General features: G+C 70.6%; 14 protein-coding genes. 7 read left to right on the forward strand and 7 right to left on the reverse strand.

Annotation, left to right across the window (positions count from 1 at the left end; all coding sequences use genetic code 11):
* Window positions 1-202 precede the first annotated feature (202 nt).
* Window positions 203-685, forward strand: coding sequence for an Rrf2 family transcriptional regulator (locus NJE57_RS16230; RefSeq protein ID WP_319029560.1), 483 nt, complete (start codon window positions 203-205; stop codon window positions 683-685).
* Here NJE57_RS16230 and NJE57_RS16235 read toward each other — a convergent pair.
* The 4 genes from NJE57_RS16235 to cysD form a co-directional block, all read right to left on the reverse strand.
* Window positions 682-1,989: a cation:proton antiporter gene (locus NJE57_RS16235; protein ID WP_319029561.1), complete on the reverse strand. Its 1,308-nt coding sequence runs from the start codon at window positions 1,987-1,989 to the stop codon at window positions 682-684. The two genes, NJE57_RS16230 and NJE57_RS16235, sit on opposite strands and share 4 nt — an antisense overlap.
* A gap of 79 nt (window positions 1,990-2,068) precedes the next feature.
* Window positions 2,069-2,977 carry a sulfite exporter TauE/SafE family protein gene (locus NJE57_RS16240; protein WP_319029562.1) on the reverse strand — a complete coding sequence of 303 codons (909 nt, stop codon included), beginning with the start codon at window positions 2,975-2,977 and terminating at the stop codon, window positions 2,069-2,071.
* Window positions 2,978-2,981: 4 nt separating this feature from the next.
* Complete coding sequence (cysN, locus tag NJE57_RS16245; RefSeq protein ID WP_319029563.1) at window positions 2,982-4,895, reverse strand: sulfate adenylyltransferase subunit CysN; 1,914 nt, start codon at window positions 4,893-4,895, stop codon at window positions 2,982-2,984.
* Window positions 4,895-5,812: a sulfate adenylyltransferase subunit CysD gene (gene cysD / locus NJE57_RS16250; RefSeq protein ID WP_319029564.1), complete on the reverse strand. Its 918-nt coding sequence runs from the start codon at window positions 5,810-5,812 to the stop codon at window positions 4,895-4,897. Before cysD ends, cysN begins: the two co-directional genes overlap by 1 nt.
* A 168-nt stretch (window positions 5,813-5,980) precedes the next feature.
* On the opposite strand from cysD, the gene NJE57_RS16255 reads away from it, so the two are divergent.
* The 5 genes from NJE57_RS16255 to NJE57_RS16275 all read left to right on the forward strand — a co-directional run bounded on the left by NJE57_RS16255 (window position 5,981) and on the right by NJE57_RS16275 (window position 12,870).
* Entirely contained in the window at window positions 5,981-6,919 is a 939-nt protein-coding gene (locus NJE57_RS16255; RefSeq protein ID WP_319029565.1) for a helix-turn-helix domain-containing protein, read from the forward strand.
* A gap of 97 nt (window positions 6,920-7,016) precedes the next feature.
* Entirely contained in the window at window positions 7,017-8,744 is a 1,728-nt protein-coding gene (locus NJE57_RS16260) for a helix-turn-helix domain-containing protein (RefSeq protein ID WP_319029566.1), read from the forward strand.
* A 126-nt stretch (window positions 8,745-8,870) separates the two neighbouring features.
* Entirely contained in the window at window positions 8,871-10,400 is a 1,530-nt protein-coding gene (locus tag NJE57_RS16265) for an aldehyde dehydrogenase family protein (protein WP_319029567.1), read from the forward strand.
* Window positions 10,401-10,544: 144 nt separating this feature from the next.
* Window positions 10,545-11,657, forward strand: coding sequence for an NDMA-dependent alcohol dehydrogenase (locus tag NJE57_RS16270; protein ID WP_319029568.1), 1,113 nt, complete (start codon window positions 10,545-10,547; stop codon window positions 11,655-11,657).
* A gap of 274 nt (window positions 11,658-11,931) precedes the next feature.
* Window positions 11,932-12,870, forward strand: coding sequence for a type IV toxin-antitoxin system AbiEi family antitoxin domain-containing protein (locus NJE57_RS16275; protein ID WP_319029569.1), 939 nt, complete (start codon window positions 11,932-11,934; stop codon window positions 12,868-12,870).
* A 144-nt stretch (window positions 12,871-13,014) separates the two neighbouring features.
* Here NJE57_RS16275 and NJE57_RS16280 read toward each other — a convergent pair whose 3' ends face one another.
* Window positions 13,015-13,938, reverse strand: coding sequence for an SDR family oxidoreductase (locus tag NJE57_RS16280; RefSeq protein WP_319029570.1), 924 nt, complete (start codon window positions 13,936-13,938; stop codon window positions 13,015-13,017).
* Window positions 13,939-14,057: 119 nt separating this feature from the next.
* On the opposite strand from NJE57_RS16280, the gene NJE57_RS16285 reads away from it, so the two are divergent.
* Complete coding sequence (locus tag NJE57_RS16285) at window positions 14,058-14,282, forward strand: hypothetical protein (protein ID WP_319029571.1); 225 nt, start codon at window positions 14,058-14,060, stop codon at window positions 14,280-14,282.
* Between the two features lie 18 nt (window positions 14,283-14,300).
* Here the strand turns inward: NJE57_RS16285 and NJE57_RS16290 are convergent, their stop codons facing one another.
* The gene (locus tag NJE57_RS16290; RefSeq protein WP_319029572.1) at window positions 14,301-14,957 is read right to left on the reverse strand and encodes a response regulator transcription factor; all 657 of its coding nucleotides are present in this window, start codon (window positions 14,955-14,957) and stop codon (window positions 14,301-14,303) included.
* Window positions 14,954-16,405 (reverse strand): histidine kinase, encoded by a 1,452-nt coding sequence (locus NJE57_RS16295; protein ID WP_319029573.1) that lies wholly within the window; start codon window positions 16,403-16,405, stop codon window positions 14,954-14,956. The genes NJE57_RS16290 and NJE57_RS16295 overlap by 4 nt, the downstream gene beginning before the upstream one ends.

Raw genomic sequence — 16,405 nt, forward strand, 5'->3', positions numbered from 1 at the left:
TCATACTCGGCAACGATCCGCAGCTTCTCCTCCACAGTGCGCTTCGGGATCTTCCCTGTCGATCGGGTCATGACAATCACATCCTCACGCCCCCACGGTTTGTCTCACCCCAGGCTGACAGAGAGGGTTCGGTGCGCGCGGGAGTTCATCGACAGGGGCGGCTGTGGTGCTCGCGGGCGCGGCCCTCTGGGAGACTGTCCCCATGAGGGTCACCGCGAAATCGGACTATGCGCTGCGCGCGCTCGTCGAGCTCGCGGCGGCCAGGCAGGCCGACACCGGAGGCGATCTCCGCGAGAACCCGGTCAGCGCCGAGGAGCTGGGCCGGCTGCAGGACATCCCCCACGGCTTCCTCCAGGCCATCCTGTCGGACCTGCGCCGCGCCGGGATCGTGGCGAGTCGGCGGGGCAAGACCGGCGGCTGGACCCTGGCCCGGGCGGCGGACGCGATCACCGTGGCGGACGTCCTGCGGGCGGTCGACGGCCCGTTGGTCAGCGTGTACGACGTCCGCCCGGAATCGGTGGACTACAACGAGCGCGCGGCCGTGCTGCAGCACGTGTGGATCGCCTCCCGCGCCGCGCTGCGCCGGGTGATGGACGCCGTGACGATCGCGGACCTGGTGGCCGGGCACCTGCCCGGGGACGTCCACGAACTCACGCTGGACAGCGACGCCTGGGAGCCCCGTTAGCCGCTCGCCTCTCCGGCCCGCCCCACCTCTCCTGCCCGGGGCGACCGGGTCGTATCCCCGCTGCGGTAGCGGTCCAGTGCGCTCATCACCGGGGACGCCGACGCTCCGTGGAGCACGATGGAGGCCACGATCACCAGCGAGACCGCCGGCCAGAGGGCCCATCCGTCGTCCTTGGAGAAGTACTCCATCGCGTAGCAGAGGTAGAACACCGACCCGATGCCACGGACCCCGTACGCGGACACGAACCACCGTTCCGCGGGCCGGAGTCGCGTGTCGCCCAGAAGTGAGATCCAGGCGGCGATCGGTCTGATCACCAGGAGCACCCCGGCCGCCACCAGAACGTCCGACCACTCCAGCCGGCCGATCACGTCCGAGACGAACGACGCCCCGATGACCAGCAGCATCAGCAGGGTGAGCAGGTGCTCGGTGTACTCGACGAACTCGTGGAAGTGGGCGTGCCTCTCGTCGCCACGCTCCGCCGACCGTGCGCCGAGCGCCGCGAAGAACACGGCGAGGAAGCCCCAGCCACCCACGAGCTCACCGACCCCGTAGGCGAACAGCAGCGTGGCCACCGCGGCCGCGGGTTCGGCGTAGCCGATGAGCCGGTACCCGCCGAAGTGGTGGCGGTAGAGCACAGTCGCGATCACGCGACCGATCACCCACCCCGCCACGGCTCCGATGGCCGTCTTGCCCACGAGGTCCCAGGCCAGCCAGCCCCACAACCAGTCCCCCGGCCCGCCCTTGGTGGCCAGGTAGATGGCGAGGTAGACGAAGGGGAAGGCGAACGCGTCGTTGAGACCGGCCTCGGAGGTGAGGGCGAAACGGGCCTCGTCGTGCTCGTCGTCGGCGGCCTCGCCCGTCCTCGGCCCCTCCACCTGGACGTCGGAGGCCAGCACGGGATCCGTCGGGGCCAGGACCGCCCCGAGCAGGACCGCGACCGCGGGCGTCAACCCCAGGGCCCACCAGCCCAGGAACGCCACGCCGGCGATGGTCAGCGGCATGCCGATGATGAGCAGCCGCCACGTGGTGGTCCAGCGACGGAAGGACAGAGGGCGGTCGAGGGCCAGGCCGACGCCGAAGAGCGCCACGATCACCGTGATCTCGGCCATCCGCTCGGCCAGCTCCGCGTGTTCGATCACGTCGACGAGCTGGGATTCGCTGGGCATGAACCAGCCGATGAGCATGCCCACACCCACCACGATGATCGGCGCGGACAGGATCCGCTCCCGGAGCAGGCGGGGCAGGAGCGAGCCGAGGAGCAGCGCCGCGCCCACGACGGCGTAGATGAGGTCGGTGTTCGTCACGAACGAGAGTGTGGGCGCCCTCGGTGGCGCGGCGCCACCGGACCGGAAAGGAACCGGAAAGGAACCGGTCGGGAACCGGTCAGGTGCGAGCGGGCGTGGGCTCGTCGGCGTGCGCGGAGTACCTGCGTACCAACACCCGCCACACCAGCGGCCCGCCCACCACGAGCACCAGCGTGATCACGCCGATCAGCGCCGGCGAGGCGCCCAGCATCGCGGACGCGGTCACCGCCAACACGATGGTGATGCCCCGACGGATCAGGCCCTGCGGGACCCGGCTGGCGAACTTCGATCCGAAGAACGTGCCGATCGAGCCGCCGATCAGCAGCGGCACCAACAGGTTCCAGTCGACGCCGGTCACCATCACGTGCCCGATGGCGGCCGCGATCACCAGAGGGACCGCCTGGACCAGGTCCGTGCCCACGAGCCGCAGCGCCGCCAGGGTGGGGTACAGCAGCATGATGCACATCATGATGACCGTGCCCGAGCCCACCGAGGTGATGCCCACCATCAGCCCGCCGATCACCCCGACGAGCAGGGTGATGAGCGGCTTGACCGGCGGGTTGGGCTCGTTGCCCGTACGGATCTTGCCGGCCATCTCGAAGAACGCCCGCAGGAAGTAGGCCGTCGACGCCACGATGAGCGTCACCCCGATGGCGTTCTTGAGCAGGCCCTGCACGTCGTCGGCACCGATGGCGTGCACCAGCCACGCGCCGAGGAAGGCCGTGGGCACCGAGCCCAGGACCAGCCAGAACGCGATTCTCAGGTTGGGTTTGCCGTGCTTCCAGTGCACGCCCGCGCCGATGACCTTGTTGACCGCGTTGACCACCAGGTCGTTGGCCACCGCGGCCGTGGGCGGGATCCCGACGAGGATGAGAGCGGGCGTCATCAACGCGCCGCCGCCCATCCCCGTCAGACCGATCACCACTCCGATCACGGCGCTGACGACCAGCAGCCCCAGCGAGTCGTAGGTCCAGAGCGCCTCGGGCACAGGTTCAGATCCCCAGGAGGATGCTGACGATCCGCTGCGCGACCTCTTCCGCGGAGCCGTCCTCCGGACGGATGTGCAGATCGGGGGTCAGCGGCGGCTCGTACGGCGCGGAGACGCCCGTGAACTCGGGGATCTCGCCGGCGCGCGCCTTGGCGTACAGGCCCTTGGGGTCGCGCGACTCGCACTCGGCCAGCGGGGTGTCCACGAACACCTCGGTGAAGGGCAGCTCGGACGTGGCGTGGACGGCGCGAGCGGCGTCCCGGTCGGCGCGCATCGGGGAGATGAGAGAACAGATGACGACGACGCCGGCATCGGCGAACAGCGCCGCCACCTCCGCGGTGCGGCGGATGTTCTCCGCCCGGTCCTCGGCCGAGAACCCGAGGTCGGCGTTGAGGCCGTGCCGCAGGTTGTCGCCGTCGAGGATGTAGGCGGGGTGCCCGGACTCGATGAGCAGCCGCTCCACCTCCGAGGCGATGGTGGACTTGCCCGAGCCGGACAGGCCGGTCAGCCACAGCGTGCGGCCCTGCCCGCGGTCGCCGCGCTGGACGGCGCCGGCGTGCCAGACGACGTTGGAGCCGGTGGTGGCGGGTCCGATGATCATGCCCGCGCCCACGGTGTCGCCGGTGAGCTCGTCGACGAGGATGAACGCGCCGGTGTCGCGGTTGCGGCGGTACGGGTCGTACATCAGCGGGGTCTGCGTGCGCAGGCCGATGCGGCCGATCTCGTTGAGCTCGAGCTCGGTGGCGTCGGGGTCGCGGTGCAGGCTGTTGATGTCGAGTCGGTACTGCAGGCCCGTCACGACCGCCTTGGTGTCGCGGGTCGTGTGCTTGACGACGTAACGCTTGTTGGCGGTGAGCGTGGTGTCGTCGGCGAACCAGCAGACCATGGCCTCCAGCTCGGTGCCCTGGTGGGGCCGGTTGCCGGGGCGGGCGATCATCTCGCCGCGGACGATGTCGATCTCGTCGTTGAGTGCGATCGTCACCGCTGCCGGGGCCGCCGCCTCGTCCAGCTCGGCTCCGCCCGGGCCCCAGATGGCCTTGACGGTGGACTGCCGACCGGAGGGCATGACCACCACGTCGTCGTCGACCTTGATGATCCCGCCCGCCACGGTGCCGGCGAAGGACCGGTGGTCCAGTCCGTCGGCGCGTTGGGGCCGGATCACGTACTGCACCGGGAACCGGACGTCGGTCAGGTTGCGGTCCGAGGCGATGTGCACGTTCTCGAGGTGATCCAGCAGTGCCGGGCCCGTGTACCAGGGCATGGTCTCGGTCCGGTCCACGACATTGTCGCCCTTGAGGGCCGAGAGCGGGACGAAGGTGACGTCGTGGACCTCGAGCTTGGCGGCGAAGTCGGTGAACTCCGCGCGGATGGCCTCGAACGTGGCCTCGTCGTAGTCCACGAGGTCCATCTTGTTGACGGCCACGACCAGGCGCGGGATCCCCAGCAGCGCGGACAGGAACGCGTGCCGACGGGTCTGCTCCAGCACTCCCTTGCGGGCGTCGATCAGGATGATCGCGACGTCGGCCGTGGAGGCGCCGGTGACCATGTTGCGCGTGTACTGCACGTGGCCCGGGGTGTCGGCGATGATGAACTTGCGCCGCGGGGTCGAGAAGTAGCGGTAGGCCACGTCGATGGTTATGCCCTGCTCGCGCTCCGAGCGCAGGCCGTCGGTGAGCAGCGCGAGGTCGGTGTACTCGTCACCGCGCCCCTTGGAGGTGGCCTCGATGGAGGCCAGCTGGTCCTCGAAGATCCCCTTGGAGTCGTACAGCAGCCGTCCGATGAGGGTCGACTTGCCGTCGTCCACGGAGCCGGCGGTGGCGATGCGGAGCAACTGGGCGTGCTCGGACATCGTGTGCAGCTGCTCCGGAGTGAGAGTGGAAGCGGTCGCGAGAGACGATGCGGGGGTGGGGGTGCTCATCAGAAGTAGCCCTCTTTCTTGCGGTCTTCCATACCGGCCTCGGAGATGCGGTCGTCGGCACGGGTGGCGCCGCGCTCGGTGACGCGGGTGCCCGCGACCTCGGCCACGACGGCGGCGTTGTCCCCGGCGTCGGACTCCACACAGCCGGTGCAGGTGGCGTCGCCGACGGTGCGGAACCGGACCAGCTCGGTGCGCGCCTGCTCACCGGGGAGGGTCTCCAGGAACCGGGTCTTGGCCAGGAGCATGCCGTCGCGCTCGATCACCTCACGTTGGTGGGCGTAGTAGATCGGCGGCAGGTCGATGTCCTCACGCTCGATGTACTGCCAGATGTCCAGCTCGGTCCAGTTGGACAGCGGGAAGACCCGGATGTGCTCGCCCTTGCGGTGGTTGCCGTTGTAGAGCTTCCACAGTTCGGGACGCTGCTTGCGCGGATCCCAGGCACCGAACGCGTCGCGGAAGGAGAACACGCGCTCCTTGGCACGGGCCTTCTCCTCGTCGCGACGGGCACCACCGAAGACGGCGTCGAAGCGGTTCTCCTGGATGCCGCGCAGCAGGGCGGCGGTCTGGAGGCGGTTGCGGCTGGTGCCGACCCCGGTCTCCTCGACCACGCGGCCCGCGTCGATGTCGTCCTGGACGTACGACACGAGCAGCTGCACCCCGGTCTCGGCCACCACGCGGTCGCGGTAGTCGATCACCTCGTCGAAGTTGTGCCCGGTGTCGACGTGCATCAGCGGGAACGGCATGGGCGCGGGCCAGAAGGCCTTGCGGGCCAGGTGGAACATCACCACGGAGTCCTTGCCGCCGGAGAACAGCATCCCGGGGCGTTCGAACTGCGCGGCTACCTCGCGGAAGATGTGGACGGACTCGGCCTCGAGTGCGTCGAGGTGCGAGAGCGTCACCGCCGTCCTCGTGGTCATGCGACCTCCAATGTCGTGGGCTGGTCCGGGGTGACCGGCCGGCAGACCGCAGACAGGTCTGTCTGCCGTCGGGTTCGGACACCATCGTGCGCTCTCACCCTGCCGATCCCCATCTCTGCGGGGTCAAATCGAGCCGGTGTGTCGAAATAACGACATAGGCTGTCGACTATGCGACATGAACCCACCCATCGCGCGCTGTCCGTGATCGAGGCATTGTCCGCCGAGGGCCCGCCGGTGCCGCTGTCCGAGATCGCCCGGCGCACCGGGGCCAGCCGCTCGACCCTGCACGCCGTGCTCGCCGAGATGCAGGACGGCCAATGGGCCGAGAAACTCCCGGGAGGCTGGCGGGCCGGACCCCGGCTCCGGGCGGTGGGGGCGTCGCTGGCCGCCGAGGTCGACCTGGCCCGGGCCGCCAGGCAGCCCCTGGAGCGGCTCGTCGACGCCACGGGCATCGCCGCCGTGGTGTTCGAGACGCGCGACGGCATGGCCGAGGTCGTCGACGTGGTGGGGGCGGGCATGCGGACCGCCTCCCGGGCGGACATCTCGGTCGGGCATGTCATCCCGGTGCGGGCGCCCTTCGTCCGGGAGCTCGTCGCCCGGTTGCCCTTGGTCGACCAGCGCCGGTGGCTCTCGGACTCCGGGGGGCTCACCGGGGCCGCGCGAGAGCGGTTGGAGGTGGTCATGCCGCAGATCGCCAGGCGTGGCTGGTCCATCGAACGGCTCACCCCGGCTCGCCGCGAGCTGTTGCGGATGGCCGACTCGCTGGAGTCGGCGGGCGTCGGTGCGCTCGTGCGGGACCGCGTCTCGGAGCTGTTCGTGGAACTGTCCGAGATCGACGTAACCGACGCCGAGCTCGCCGCCGCCGCGGACCTCGCGGTGACCTCGGTGTCAGCACCCGTCCTGCGCGCGGACGGCCGGGCGGTGGGATCAGTGGCCGTGACCCCCGGACGACGGATGACCGGGCGGGCCGTCGCCCGCGCCACCCGGGCGGTGTCCGAGTGCGCGGACGAGGTCTCGGCCCGCCTCGCCGCGCACCCCCGTCCCGCACGGGCGGCCGCTCTCCCCGCCCACCTGGTGCACCCGGCCCACGCCGCCCGCACCCCCTGAGCCGCCCGCACCCCTGAGCCGCCGGCACCCCCCGAACCGCCGTGGCGCCGCGTCGGTATGGTGTAAGTCACACCCCTCGACCGGCCGGAGGTGCCCCGTGACCCAGACCGTCCGCCCCTCCTCCCCCGTCCCCGGCGAGGACCACATCGACCTGTCCTGGCGCAGATCCGCCTCGTGCGGACTCACCCCGAAGAGCGCCCGGCCCGGGGCCCCCGACCCACGCGCATCCCGCTCCCACCGGCTCGCCGAGGCCGCCCGCCCGGTGATGGACGACCTGGACGAGGTCCTCAGGGACACCGGGGCGATGCTCCTGCTCGCCGACCGCGAGGGGCGGGTCATCCGCTCGGTGCGCGACAACGCCCGGATCTCCCGCATGCTCCTGCGGCGAGGGGTCGACGACGGGGCCACCCTCACCGAGGACGCGGTGGGCAACAACGGCATCGGCACGGCTCTCGAGACCCGCGCCGGGGTGTTCATCCACGGCGAGCAGCACTTCGCGGAGGTCCTGCGCGACTTCGCCTGCTACGGGCACCCGATCGTCGACCCGCTCACGCGCCGCCTGGTCGGCGCGGTGGATCTGACGGGTATGAGCGCGGACGCCTCCCGCATGTTCGCGCCGTTCGTCCGGAAGATCGTCGCGGACATCGAGGCCCGCTACGTCGACACCGCCCGCGCCGACGACCGCGAACTGTGGCATCGCTTCGTCGAACGCACCCGCACCTCCGACACCGCGACCTGCGCGTTCGGCGACGAGGTGGTGCTGGCCTCGCACTCGAGTCTGGAACGGCTGGACTCCCGCGACCTCGGCAGGCTCCGGCGCCTGGTCGAGCAGGACGAGCTGGGCGACTCCGTGGAGCTGTCGGTGGGTACGGTCGGGGTGCTCTCGAGCCGGATCGGCCGTCGTGGGCACCTGCTCGACCTGATCTTCCCGGATCAGCAGCACCCGGCCGTGCCCGTCCTGCGCGCCTCCAGCCCGGCCTCCGCGGCCTCTGCGGCCTCCTCGGTATCCGCGGCATCTGCGGCCCCTTCGGGGATGTCGGGGATGTCGGCGGCCCCCGTGCCCGGTGCCGGCGTCGGGGCCACCGCGCGGGCCCACGCCGTGGTGGGTCCGTCCGGTTCGGGACGGTCGACGACGGCGAGGGGGGCCGCCGGCCCGGACGCCCTGCACGTCCGTCTCGCGGAAGCCGACAGCGCACACGCCGCGTGGAGCGAGCTGGCGGTCCCCGCCCTGCGCGACCAGGGCGATCAGGGCAGGCCGCTGGTCCTCGACGACATCGACCTCCTCGACGACGCCGACCTGCGCCGCCTGGCAGCACGCCTACGGTCGGCGGGGGCCGCCCTCGTCGTCGTCACCAGTCGCGAGGACCCCCGCCCGGCGGTGACGGAGGCACTGGACGCGTGCGGGACGCGGACCGTCCTGCGGCCGCTGCACGAACGCGGGGCCGAGAGCGCCGAGATCGTCGCCCGGATGGTCGCGGAGCTGGCCGCCGAGAAGGGGCTCGGGTCGACGGTGTCCACGGCGCGGTTCGCGGACGCCGTGTGCGCCCTGGACCTGCCCAACGGACTGATCTCGCTGCGGTCGATCCTGGGCGAATGCCTCACCGAGTCCGCGCGACGGGGGTCGGCGACCCTGGACGTGGACTCGCTGCCGTCCCGCGCCCGTACCGGACGCCCGCCCCGGCCCGGGGAGTTGGCGAGGGGCGAGTACGACGCGATCGTCGCCGCCCTGGCCGGATGCGACGGCGTCCGGTCGCGCGCCGCCAAGCGGCTGGGCATCAGCAGGACCACCCTGTACGCCCGGATGCGCGAGTTCGGCCTGTCGTAGCGGGCGGCCGGGCGCCCGGCGTTCGTGAGGTTGTCCAGAATCTGAACACTCCACGGTGCCCCCACGACCCCATGATGGGTTGTGACCGGCCTCACACCAGAGCCGGTCGGAACTTTGGAGGACACAATGACCGGCACACTCTCCCGGGACACCGGCACCACGACCCAGGTCGACGAGCGGCTCGGCGCCGCGGCCCGCGACTTCCTCGGCCGCCCCCACCGGCTGTTCATCGACGGGCAGTGGGTCGACGCCGCCGACGGCCGCACCTTCGGCACCATCGACCCCGCCACCGGCGCCGAGATCACGCAGGTCGCACACGGCGGCCCCGAGGACATCAACCGGGCCGTGGCCGCCGCGCGCCGCGCATTCGACGACGGTGCCTGGGCCACGATGAAGCCCAACCAGCGCGAGCAGATCCTCTGGCGCATCGGCGACCTGCTGGACGCCAAGGCCGAGCTGTTCGGCCAGATCGAGGCCCTGGACAACGGCAAGTCCGTGGCGATCGCGACCGCCGTCGACGTGGCATGGGCCGCGGACGTGTTCCGCTACTACGCCGGCTGGTCCACCAAGATCGAGGGCTCCACGGTCAACGTGTCGATGCCGTTCGCCGGCGACAAGCAGTTCCACGCCTACACCCAGCGCGTCCCCGTGGGCGTGTGCGGGCAGATCATCCCCTGGAACTTCCCCCTGCTCATGGCGGCGTGGAAGCTCGCACCCGCCCTGGCCACCGGCAACACGCTGGTCCTCAAGCCGGCCGAGCAGACGCCGCTGACCGCGCTGCTGCTGGGCGAGGTCATCGCCGAGGCCGGGGTGCCCGACGGCGTGGTCAACATCGTCACCGGCTTCGGCGACGCCGGCGCCGCCATCTCCGCCCACGACGACGTGGACAAGGTGGCCTTCACAGGCTCCACCGAGGTCGGCAAGCTGATCGTCGACGCTGCCAAGGGCAACCTCAAGAAGGTCTCCCTCGAGCTGGGCGGCAAGAGCGCCAACATCGTCTTTGCCGACTGCGACTTCGAGGCCGCCGTCGCCGGTTCCGTGGCCGCGTGGATGTTCAACCACGGACAGGCCTGCACCGCCGGCACCCGCCTGTACGTCGAGGACTCCATCTACGAGGAGTTCACCCAGGCCGTCGCCGACGCTGCCGCCCAGGCCACCATCGGACACGGCCTGGACCCGGCCACCGAGCTCGGCCCGCTCGTCGACCAGGACCAGTTCGACAAGGTGTCCTATTACCTGCGCGCCGGAATCGAGGACGGCGGACGCGCCCTGACCGGCGGAGCCCGGCACGGCGACACCGGCTACTTCGTCCAACCGACCGTCTTCGTGGACGTCGAACCCGACCACCGGGTGGTACGCGAGGAGATCTTCGGCCCCGTCGTCTCGGCGCTGCGGTTCTCCGACGTCGACGACGCGGTCCGGCAGGCCAACGACTCGATCTACGGCCTTGCCGCGGGCGTCTGGACCAAGGACATCTCCAAGGCCCACAAGGTGGCCAGCCGCCTGCACGCCGGCTCGGTGTGGGTCAACCAGTACAACGGCTTCGACACCGCCATGCCGTTCGGCGGGTTCAAGCAGTCCGGTTGGGGCCGCGAACTGGGCCAGGGGGCGCTGGACCTCTACACCCAGACCCGCTCGGTCAACATCCAGCTCTGAGTGATCGGGCTGGCGAGAACCGGGACCCGGCGTCTCCGTGACCCCTCCGGGGACGTCGGTGACTCCCCTCTCTCTCCCGAGCCCACCCACCCCGTACTCACCACCTCCAGCACTCCCCACCCACACTCCGAAAGGAACACCGCCGTGAAGACCAAAGCAGCAGTACTGTTCGACCTCCACAAGCCGTTCGAGATCATCGAGCTCGAGCTGGACGATCCCGGCCCCGGTGAGGTCCTGATCAAGTACACGGCCGCGGGCCTGTGCCACTCCGACCTGCACCTGTCCGACGGCTCGCTCCCGCCGCGCTTCCCGATCGTCGGCGGGCACGAGGGCGCCGGCGTCATCGAGGCCGTGGGCGTGGGCGTCACCAAGGTCAAGCCGGGCGACCACGTGGTCTGTTCCTTCATCCCCAACTGCGGGACCTGCCGCTATTGCTCGACCGGGCGGCAGAACCTCTGCGACATGGGCGCCACGATCCTCGAGGGCCACATGCCCGACGGCACCTTCCGCTTCCACTCGGGCGGCAAGGACTTCGGCGCCATGTGCATGCTCGGGACCTTCTCCGAGCGCTCGGTGATCTCCCAGCACTCGGTGGTCAAGGTCGACGACTGGCTGCCGCTCGACAAGGCCGTCCTGGTGGGCTGCGGCGTGCCCTCGGGCTGGGGCACCGCGACCTACGCCGGCAACGTGCGCCAGGGCGACACCGTGGTGATCTACGGCATCGGCGGACTCGGCATCAACGCCGTCCAGGGTGCCGTGCACTCGGGTGCCCGCCACGTCGTGGTGGTGGACCCCGTCCAGTTCAAGCGCGACGAGGCCCTGAAGTTCGGCGCCACCCACGCCTTCGCCGACGCCGCCGAGGCCCACGCCGAGGTGGAGAAGCTGACCTGGGGCCAGATGGCGGACCAGGCGCTGATCCTCGTGGGCACCGTTGACGAGCAGGTCGTCTCGAGCGCCTTCGACGTGATCGGCAAGGGCGGCACCGTGGTGATCACCGGCCTGGGGAACATGACCGACAAGACCGTTCAGGTCAGCGGCACAGTCATGGCCCTGTTCGGCAAGACCATCACGGGCACCCTGTTCGGTTCCGCCAACCCGCAGTACGACATCGTCAAGCTCCTGCGCCTGTACGACGAGGGCAAGCTCAAACTGGACGAGCTCATCACCACGACCTACACGCTCGACCAGGTCAACGAGGGCTACCGGGACCTGCAGGACGGCAAGATCATGCGCGGGGTGATCATCCACGACACCTGAGCCGCCCCCCGACGCCGGGGGCCGCCGGGGGCCGCCGCGGCCCCCGGTTCGGCCCCGGTTCGGCCTCCGGGTTCGGCCCCGGTTCGCACACGCGCGCAACCACTGCACACGCGGACGAAATCTCGCGTAAGTCTGCAGTGGTTGCGCGCGTCTGTCGTGGACACATTCGTGCTGACGCCTGCCCGGATTCCACAGGCGCCCCTTCTCCACAGAATCCGCCCACCAGCCCTGTTGCGCTCTCAGCTCGCCCGACGTCCCTGGCACCGTTGCCGCCATGACTCCGGTGATCCCCTTTCCTCCTGGCCAGCCGTTCACCACAGCCGAAGCGACCCGGGCGGGCCTGTCACATCGTGCACTCACCACGGCTATCGCCCAGGGCCGGCTGATCAAGGCCAGGCACGGGTGGTTTCACGCGCCGGAGTCGGGCGAGAGCACGAGGGATGCCACCGCCCGGTCCGCACGGATCGCGCTCGACAAAGACCCCACTGGCGCGGTGATCAGCCACCACACCGCGGCAGCACTGCATGGCCTGCCTCTGGTCAGGGCCCGGACTGACCACGTCCATCTCACGGTCGACCGGCCCACCGGCGGACGCCGAACCCCCCATGTCCGGGTTCATTCCTCACCGAGGAATTCCCTGGAAACGACCGAGGTGGACGGCATCCCCGTCACCTGCACTGCCCGGACAATCGTCGATCTCGCCCGTTCCGCCGGCTTCGACGCGGGAGTCTGCGCGGCGGACCACGCACTGCGACACAGGATGGTGACCGCGGACGAGCTCCTGATGGAGGTCGGTCGCCATCGCGGCCGGATCGGCGTGGCGATCGCCCGGGACGTCGTGGACTTCGCGGACCCCCTGGCGGAGAGCCCCGGAGAGTCGCTGTCCCGATGCGTCATGCGGAGATTTCGCGGCGTGCCGGCGCCCCGCCTACAGCACCAGTACGTCTCGCGCGATGGCAGTCGAGTCGCTCGAACTGACTTCTCCTGGGGCGACGGTGCGCTGGCCGGCGAATTCGACGGCAAGACCAAGTACTCCGGTTGCGCGGCCGACGGAGACGATCCGGGCGAGGTGGTGTGGCGGGAGAAACGGCGAGAGGACCGACTCAGAGCCCTCGGGGTCATAGTGATCCGCTGGGTCTGGGCGGACCTCTACGCACCGAACCGGTTCGAAAGACTACTGATCGACGGGCTCCGTCGGTCCGGGATTCGCTGACTCCACTCGGTCACACCCGGCCCGCCGCCCGTGCAGCCTGTCCGATTCGCCCACGCGCGCGCGATCACTGCAGCCGCACAAGAACTTTCGTGTGTGGCTGCAGTGATCGCGCGCGTGTCGTAGGGGGAAGCGTGGTCGGTCCAGCTAGGGCGTGGGCGCGCCGCCGGTCACCGAGAGGGTGTTGCCGGTGGTGTACGAGGACTCCTCGGAGGCCAGGTAGACGTACGCGCCCGCCATCTCGACCGGCTGCCCGGGCCGGCCCAGTGGGTTCTTCTGCCCGAACGTCGGCAGCTTCTCGGGCTTCTGCCCACCACTCACCTGCAGCGCGGTCCAGAAGGGCCCGGGCGCGACGGCGTTGACCCGGATCCCCCGCGGCGCCAGCTGCTGCGCCAGTGCCTTGGACATGGTGTTGACGGCCGCGCGGGACGTCGCGTAGTCCACGAGCCCCGGCGACGGGGTGTACGCCTGCACCGACGAGGTGAAGATCACACTCGACCCCGGCTCCAGGTGTCCGAGCGCCTCCTGCATCATCCAGAACGGCGCGGAGATGTTGACGTTCATCGTCTCGGCCCACTGCTCGGAACTGAGGTCTTCCAGGTTCTCGACGAAGGTCTGCCGCGCGGCGTTGAGCACCAGCACGTCCACCCCGCACAGCCCTGCGACGGCGTCGCGGACGATCCCGCGCGCGACGTCCTCGTCGCCGACATCCCCGGGAAGCAGCACACAGTTGCGGCCCGCCTCACGGACCAGGCGTGCCACATCCTCGGCATCGGACTGCTCGGACGGCAGGTAGCCGATCGCGACGTCGGCGCCCTCCCGCGCGTAGGCGATGGCCACGGCGCGGCCGATCCCGGAGTCACCGCCTGTGATGAGAGCGCGACGGCCCGTCAACCGGCCGTGGCCCACATAGGTGTCCTCCCCGTGGTCGGCCGGGGGCTCCAGCTCCGAGGCCAGCCCCGGCACGGGTTGCGACTGCAGGGGGATGTCCACCTCGTACTTCGTGGTGGGGTCGATCAGCGGTGGGACCTCGGGCTGGTCAGAGGACTGAACGTGGGAATCGGGGGTCACTGGTGCCTCCTGGGTCGTCTGGACACCCGACCGTACGCCCCCGTCGACCGGATGCGACTCCTCGCCCGATCCCCCAGACTGCGGACACGACCGACCGCACCCGAACCGAAGGAGTGGGCATGCCCCGTTACCGCGTGATCGACCCCGAGCAGAACGTCATCGACGAGAAGGAGTTCGCCGACGACACCAAGGCCTACGACTGGTTCAAGACGGTCGAGGTGCCCGATGACGCCCTCGGCTACGCCATGGAGGTCGACATGGACGGCACGTGGACACGCTTCGAGATCAACGACGGCGGCACCAACACCTCCCCCGCGGCCGACGAGGGCACCGGCACCGCCTGATCGCTGCCTGATCCGGGTTCACAACCAGCCGCGCAGGTGTGCCTCCCGGGCGGCCTCGCCCCGCGTCGAAGTGTGGGTCTTGGTTATAGCCGACGACAGGTGGTTGCGGACAGTTCCCTGCGACAGGTGCAGAGTGGCCGCGATGTCCGCGACACGGGCACCGGTCAGCGCCTGTCGCAGAACATCCTTCTCGCGCGGGGTGAGCCGGTCCGGACCCGCGACCATCGAGTCGCGGACGAGCTCCGGGTCGATCACCTTCTCCCCCGCGTGCACCCGGCGGACCGCCTCGGCCAGCTCGCCTGCCGGCGTGTCCTTGACCACGAACCCGCCCGCCCCGTTCTCGAGCGCGCGACTGACGTAGCCGGGCCGTCCGAAGGTGGTCACGATCAAGACCCTCACCCCCGGGTGGGCTCGTCTGATCCGCCCGGTCGCGGTGATCCCGTCGCCGCCGGGCATCTCGATGTCCACTACGCACACGTGGGGCAGGTGACGGGCTACGGCCGCGTCGAGCTCGTCTCCGCGGCCGACTTCAGCGACCACCTCGATGTCGGGCTCCATCGACAGCAACGCCGCCAGCCCGCCCCGCACGAGCGCCTGGTCGTCTGCGAGGACGATCCGGATCCGGGGCTCCGCGTCCGGACCGGGGGCTGCCGGGTGGTTGTCGGCGCCAGTCATCGGGCCCACTCCAACTCGACCACGGTGCCGGTGACCGGTCCGCCGACCGGCTCGACCGCCGGCCCGCCGCTGCCGGACCTGGCTGCGCCGGGCTCGACCGACTCCCCGCGCAGGTCCCGGACCGCCAACCGGGCGGCCGCGTCCTCCGCTCGCCGAGCCAGACCCGTCAGCCCCTGCCCGGCCGACCCGGGTGCGGTCGCGCGATGGGAGTCGATACCCGTGCCGTCATCGGTGATCCGTACGTGCCCGCGGGTGAACTCGATGGTCACGCGTCCGGCGCCGGAGTGGCGGGCGATATTGGTCCCGGCCTCGCGAAGTGTCCACGCCACCAGGGCCGAGTGCTCCGGCGGTATCAGCGACGGGGCCCCGACGACGAGGACCTCGATCCCGGCCGTGTGCAGCGACTCGGTGAGCACCGCGAGTTCCTGAACCGGGTCAGCCACCCGCATGCCGGAGACGGTCTGCCGCATCTCCGACAACGCGGTCCGGGTGAGCTCCTCGATGTTCGCGAGCTCGCGGCGGGTGGCCTCCGGCTCGGCGTCGAGCTGCGCGCGGGCCAGCTGGGCGCGGATCGTCAGCGCCGTCAGGGTGTGGCCCAGGACGTCATGCAGGTCCCGGGCGACCCGCTCGCGTTCCTCGACCACGTCCAACGCGCGGCGGTAGTGACTCTCGCGGTCGCTGATCCCCACGGAGATCCGCGCGCCGAGCATCGACAAGACCACGGGAAACACCAGGAGGCACGGGACGAGCATCCCCGTCTCCCCCTCGATAAGGGCCGCCGCAGAGCCCGCGATGATCAGCGCGAGGGCGACCGGAACGCTCCACCCGAGCGGCCACGCCGCCGCCGCGAAGCAGGCGAGGAACGGCAGGAAGTTCACCACCCCGTTCAGCCCCGCCGCCGGGAAAGTGCCCGACGCGCAGATCGCCAGTGCCGCGAGATGGGTCAACCCGAGCGGTGCGGGTTCCTGCTCATCCGGACCGAGCCAGTCATCTCCCGACCGGCCCTCGCCGGCCCGGGGCGACCCGCCGTCGGCCGGGGTGGGTGCGCTGCGCTCGGCCCTTCGCTCCCGCCGCGGCAGGTGAAGGGGATACCCCTCCGTGACGGCGGGAGAGGCGAAGGCCACGAGGTAGACCACGGAGAACGCCGCGATCGAGACCAGTCCCAGGACCATGCGAGCAGTGGAGGCCCCGGAGTAGACGACGGCGAGGACCGGGTAGACCAGGAAGATCTGCCAGATCAGGGAGAACAGCACGCTCGGACCGGTGATGGCTGTCGCGAACCGTCGCCACTGCGCGGACACGCCCGGGAACCGCGCACCCGCGCCGGGCCGGCCGGCGGTCGGCGTCCCCGCCCGGACCGCGCTCCCGTTCGCCGCCATCGCGTCGACCTCCTCGTCTGCGGATCGTGGTGGTGTGCGCAGCTCGTCGTCGTACGACCCCGCTCGCAC

Source organism: Dietzia sp. PP-33 (assembly GCF_033790845.1).
Taxonomy (GTDB): domain Bacteria; phylum Actinomycetota; class Actinomycetes; order Mycobacteriales; family Mycobacteriaceae; genus Dietzia.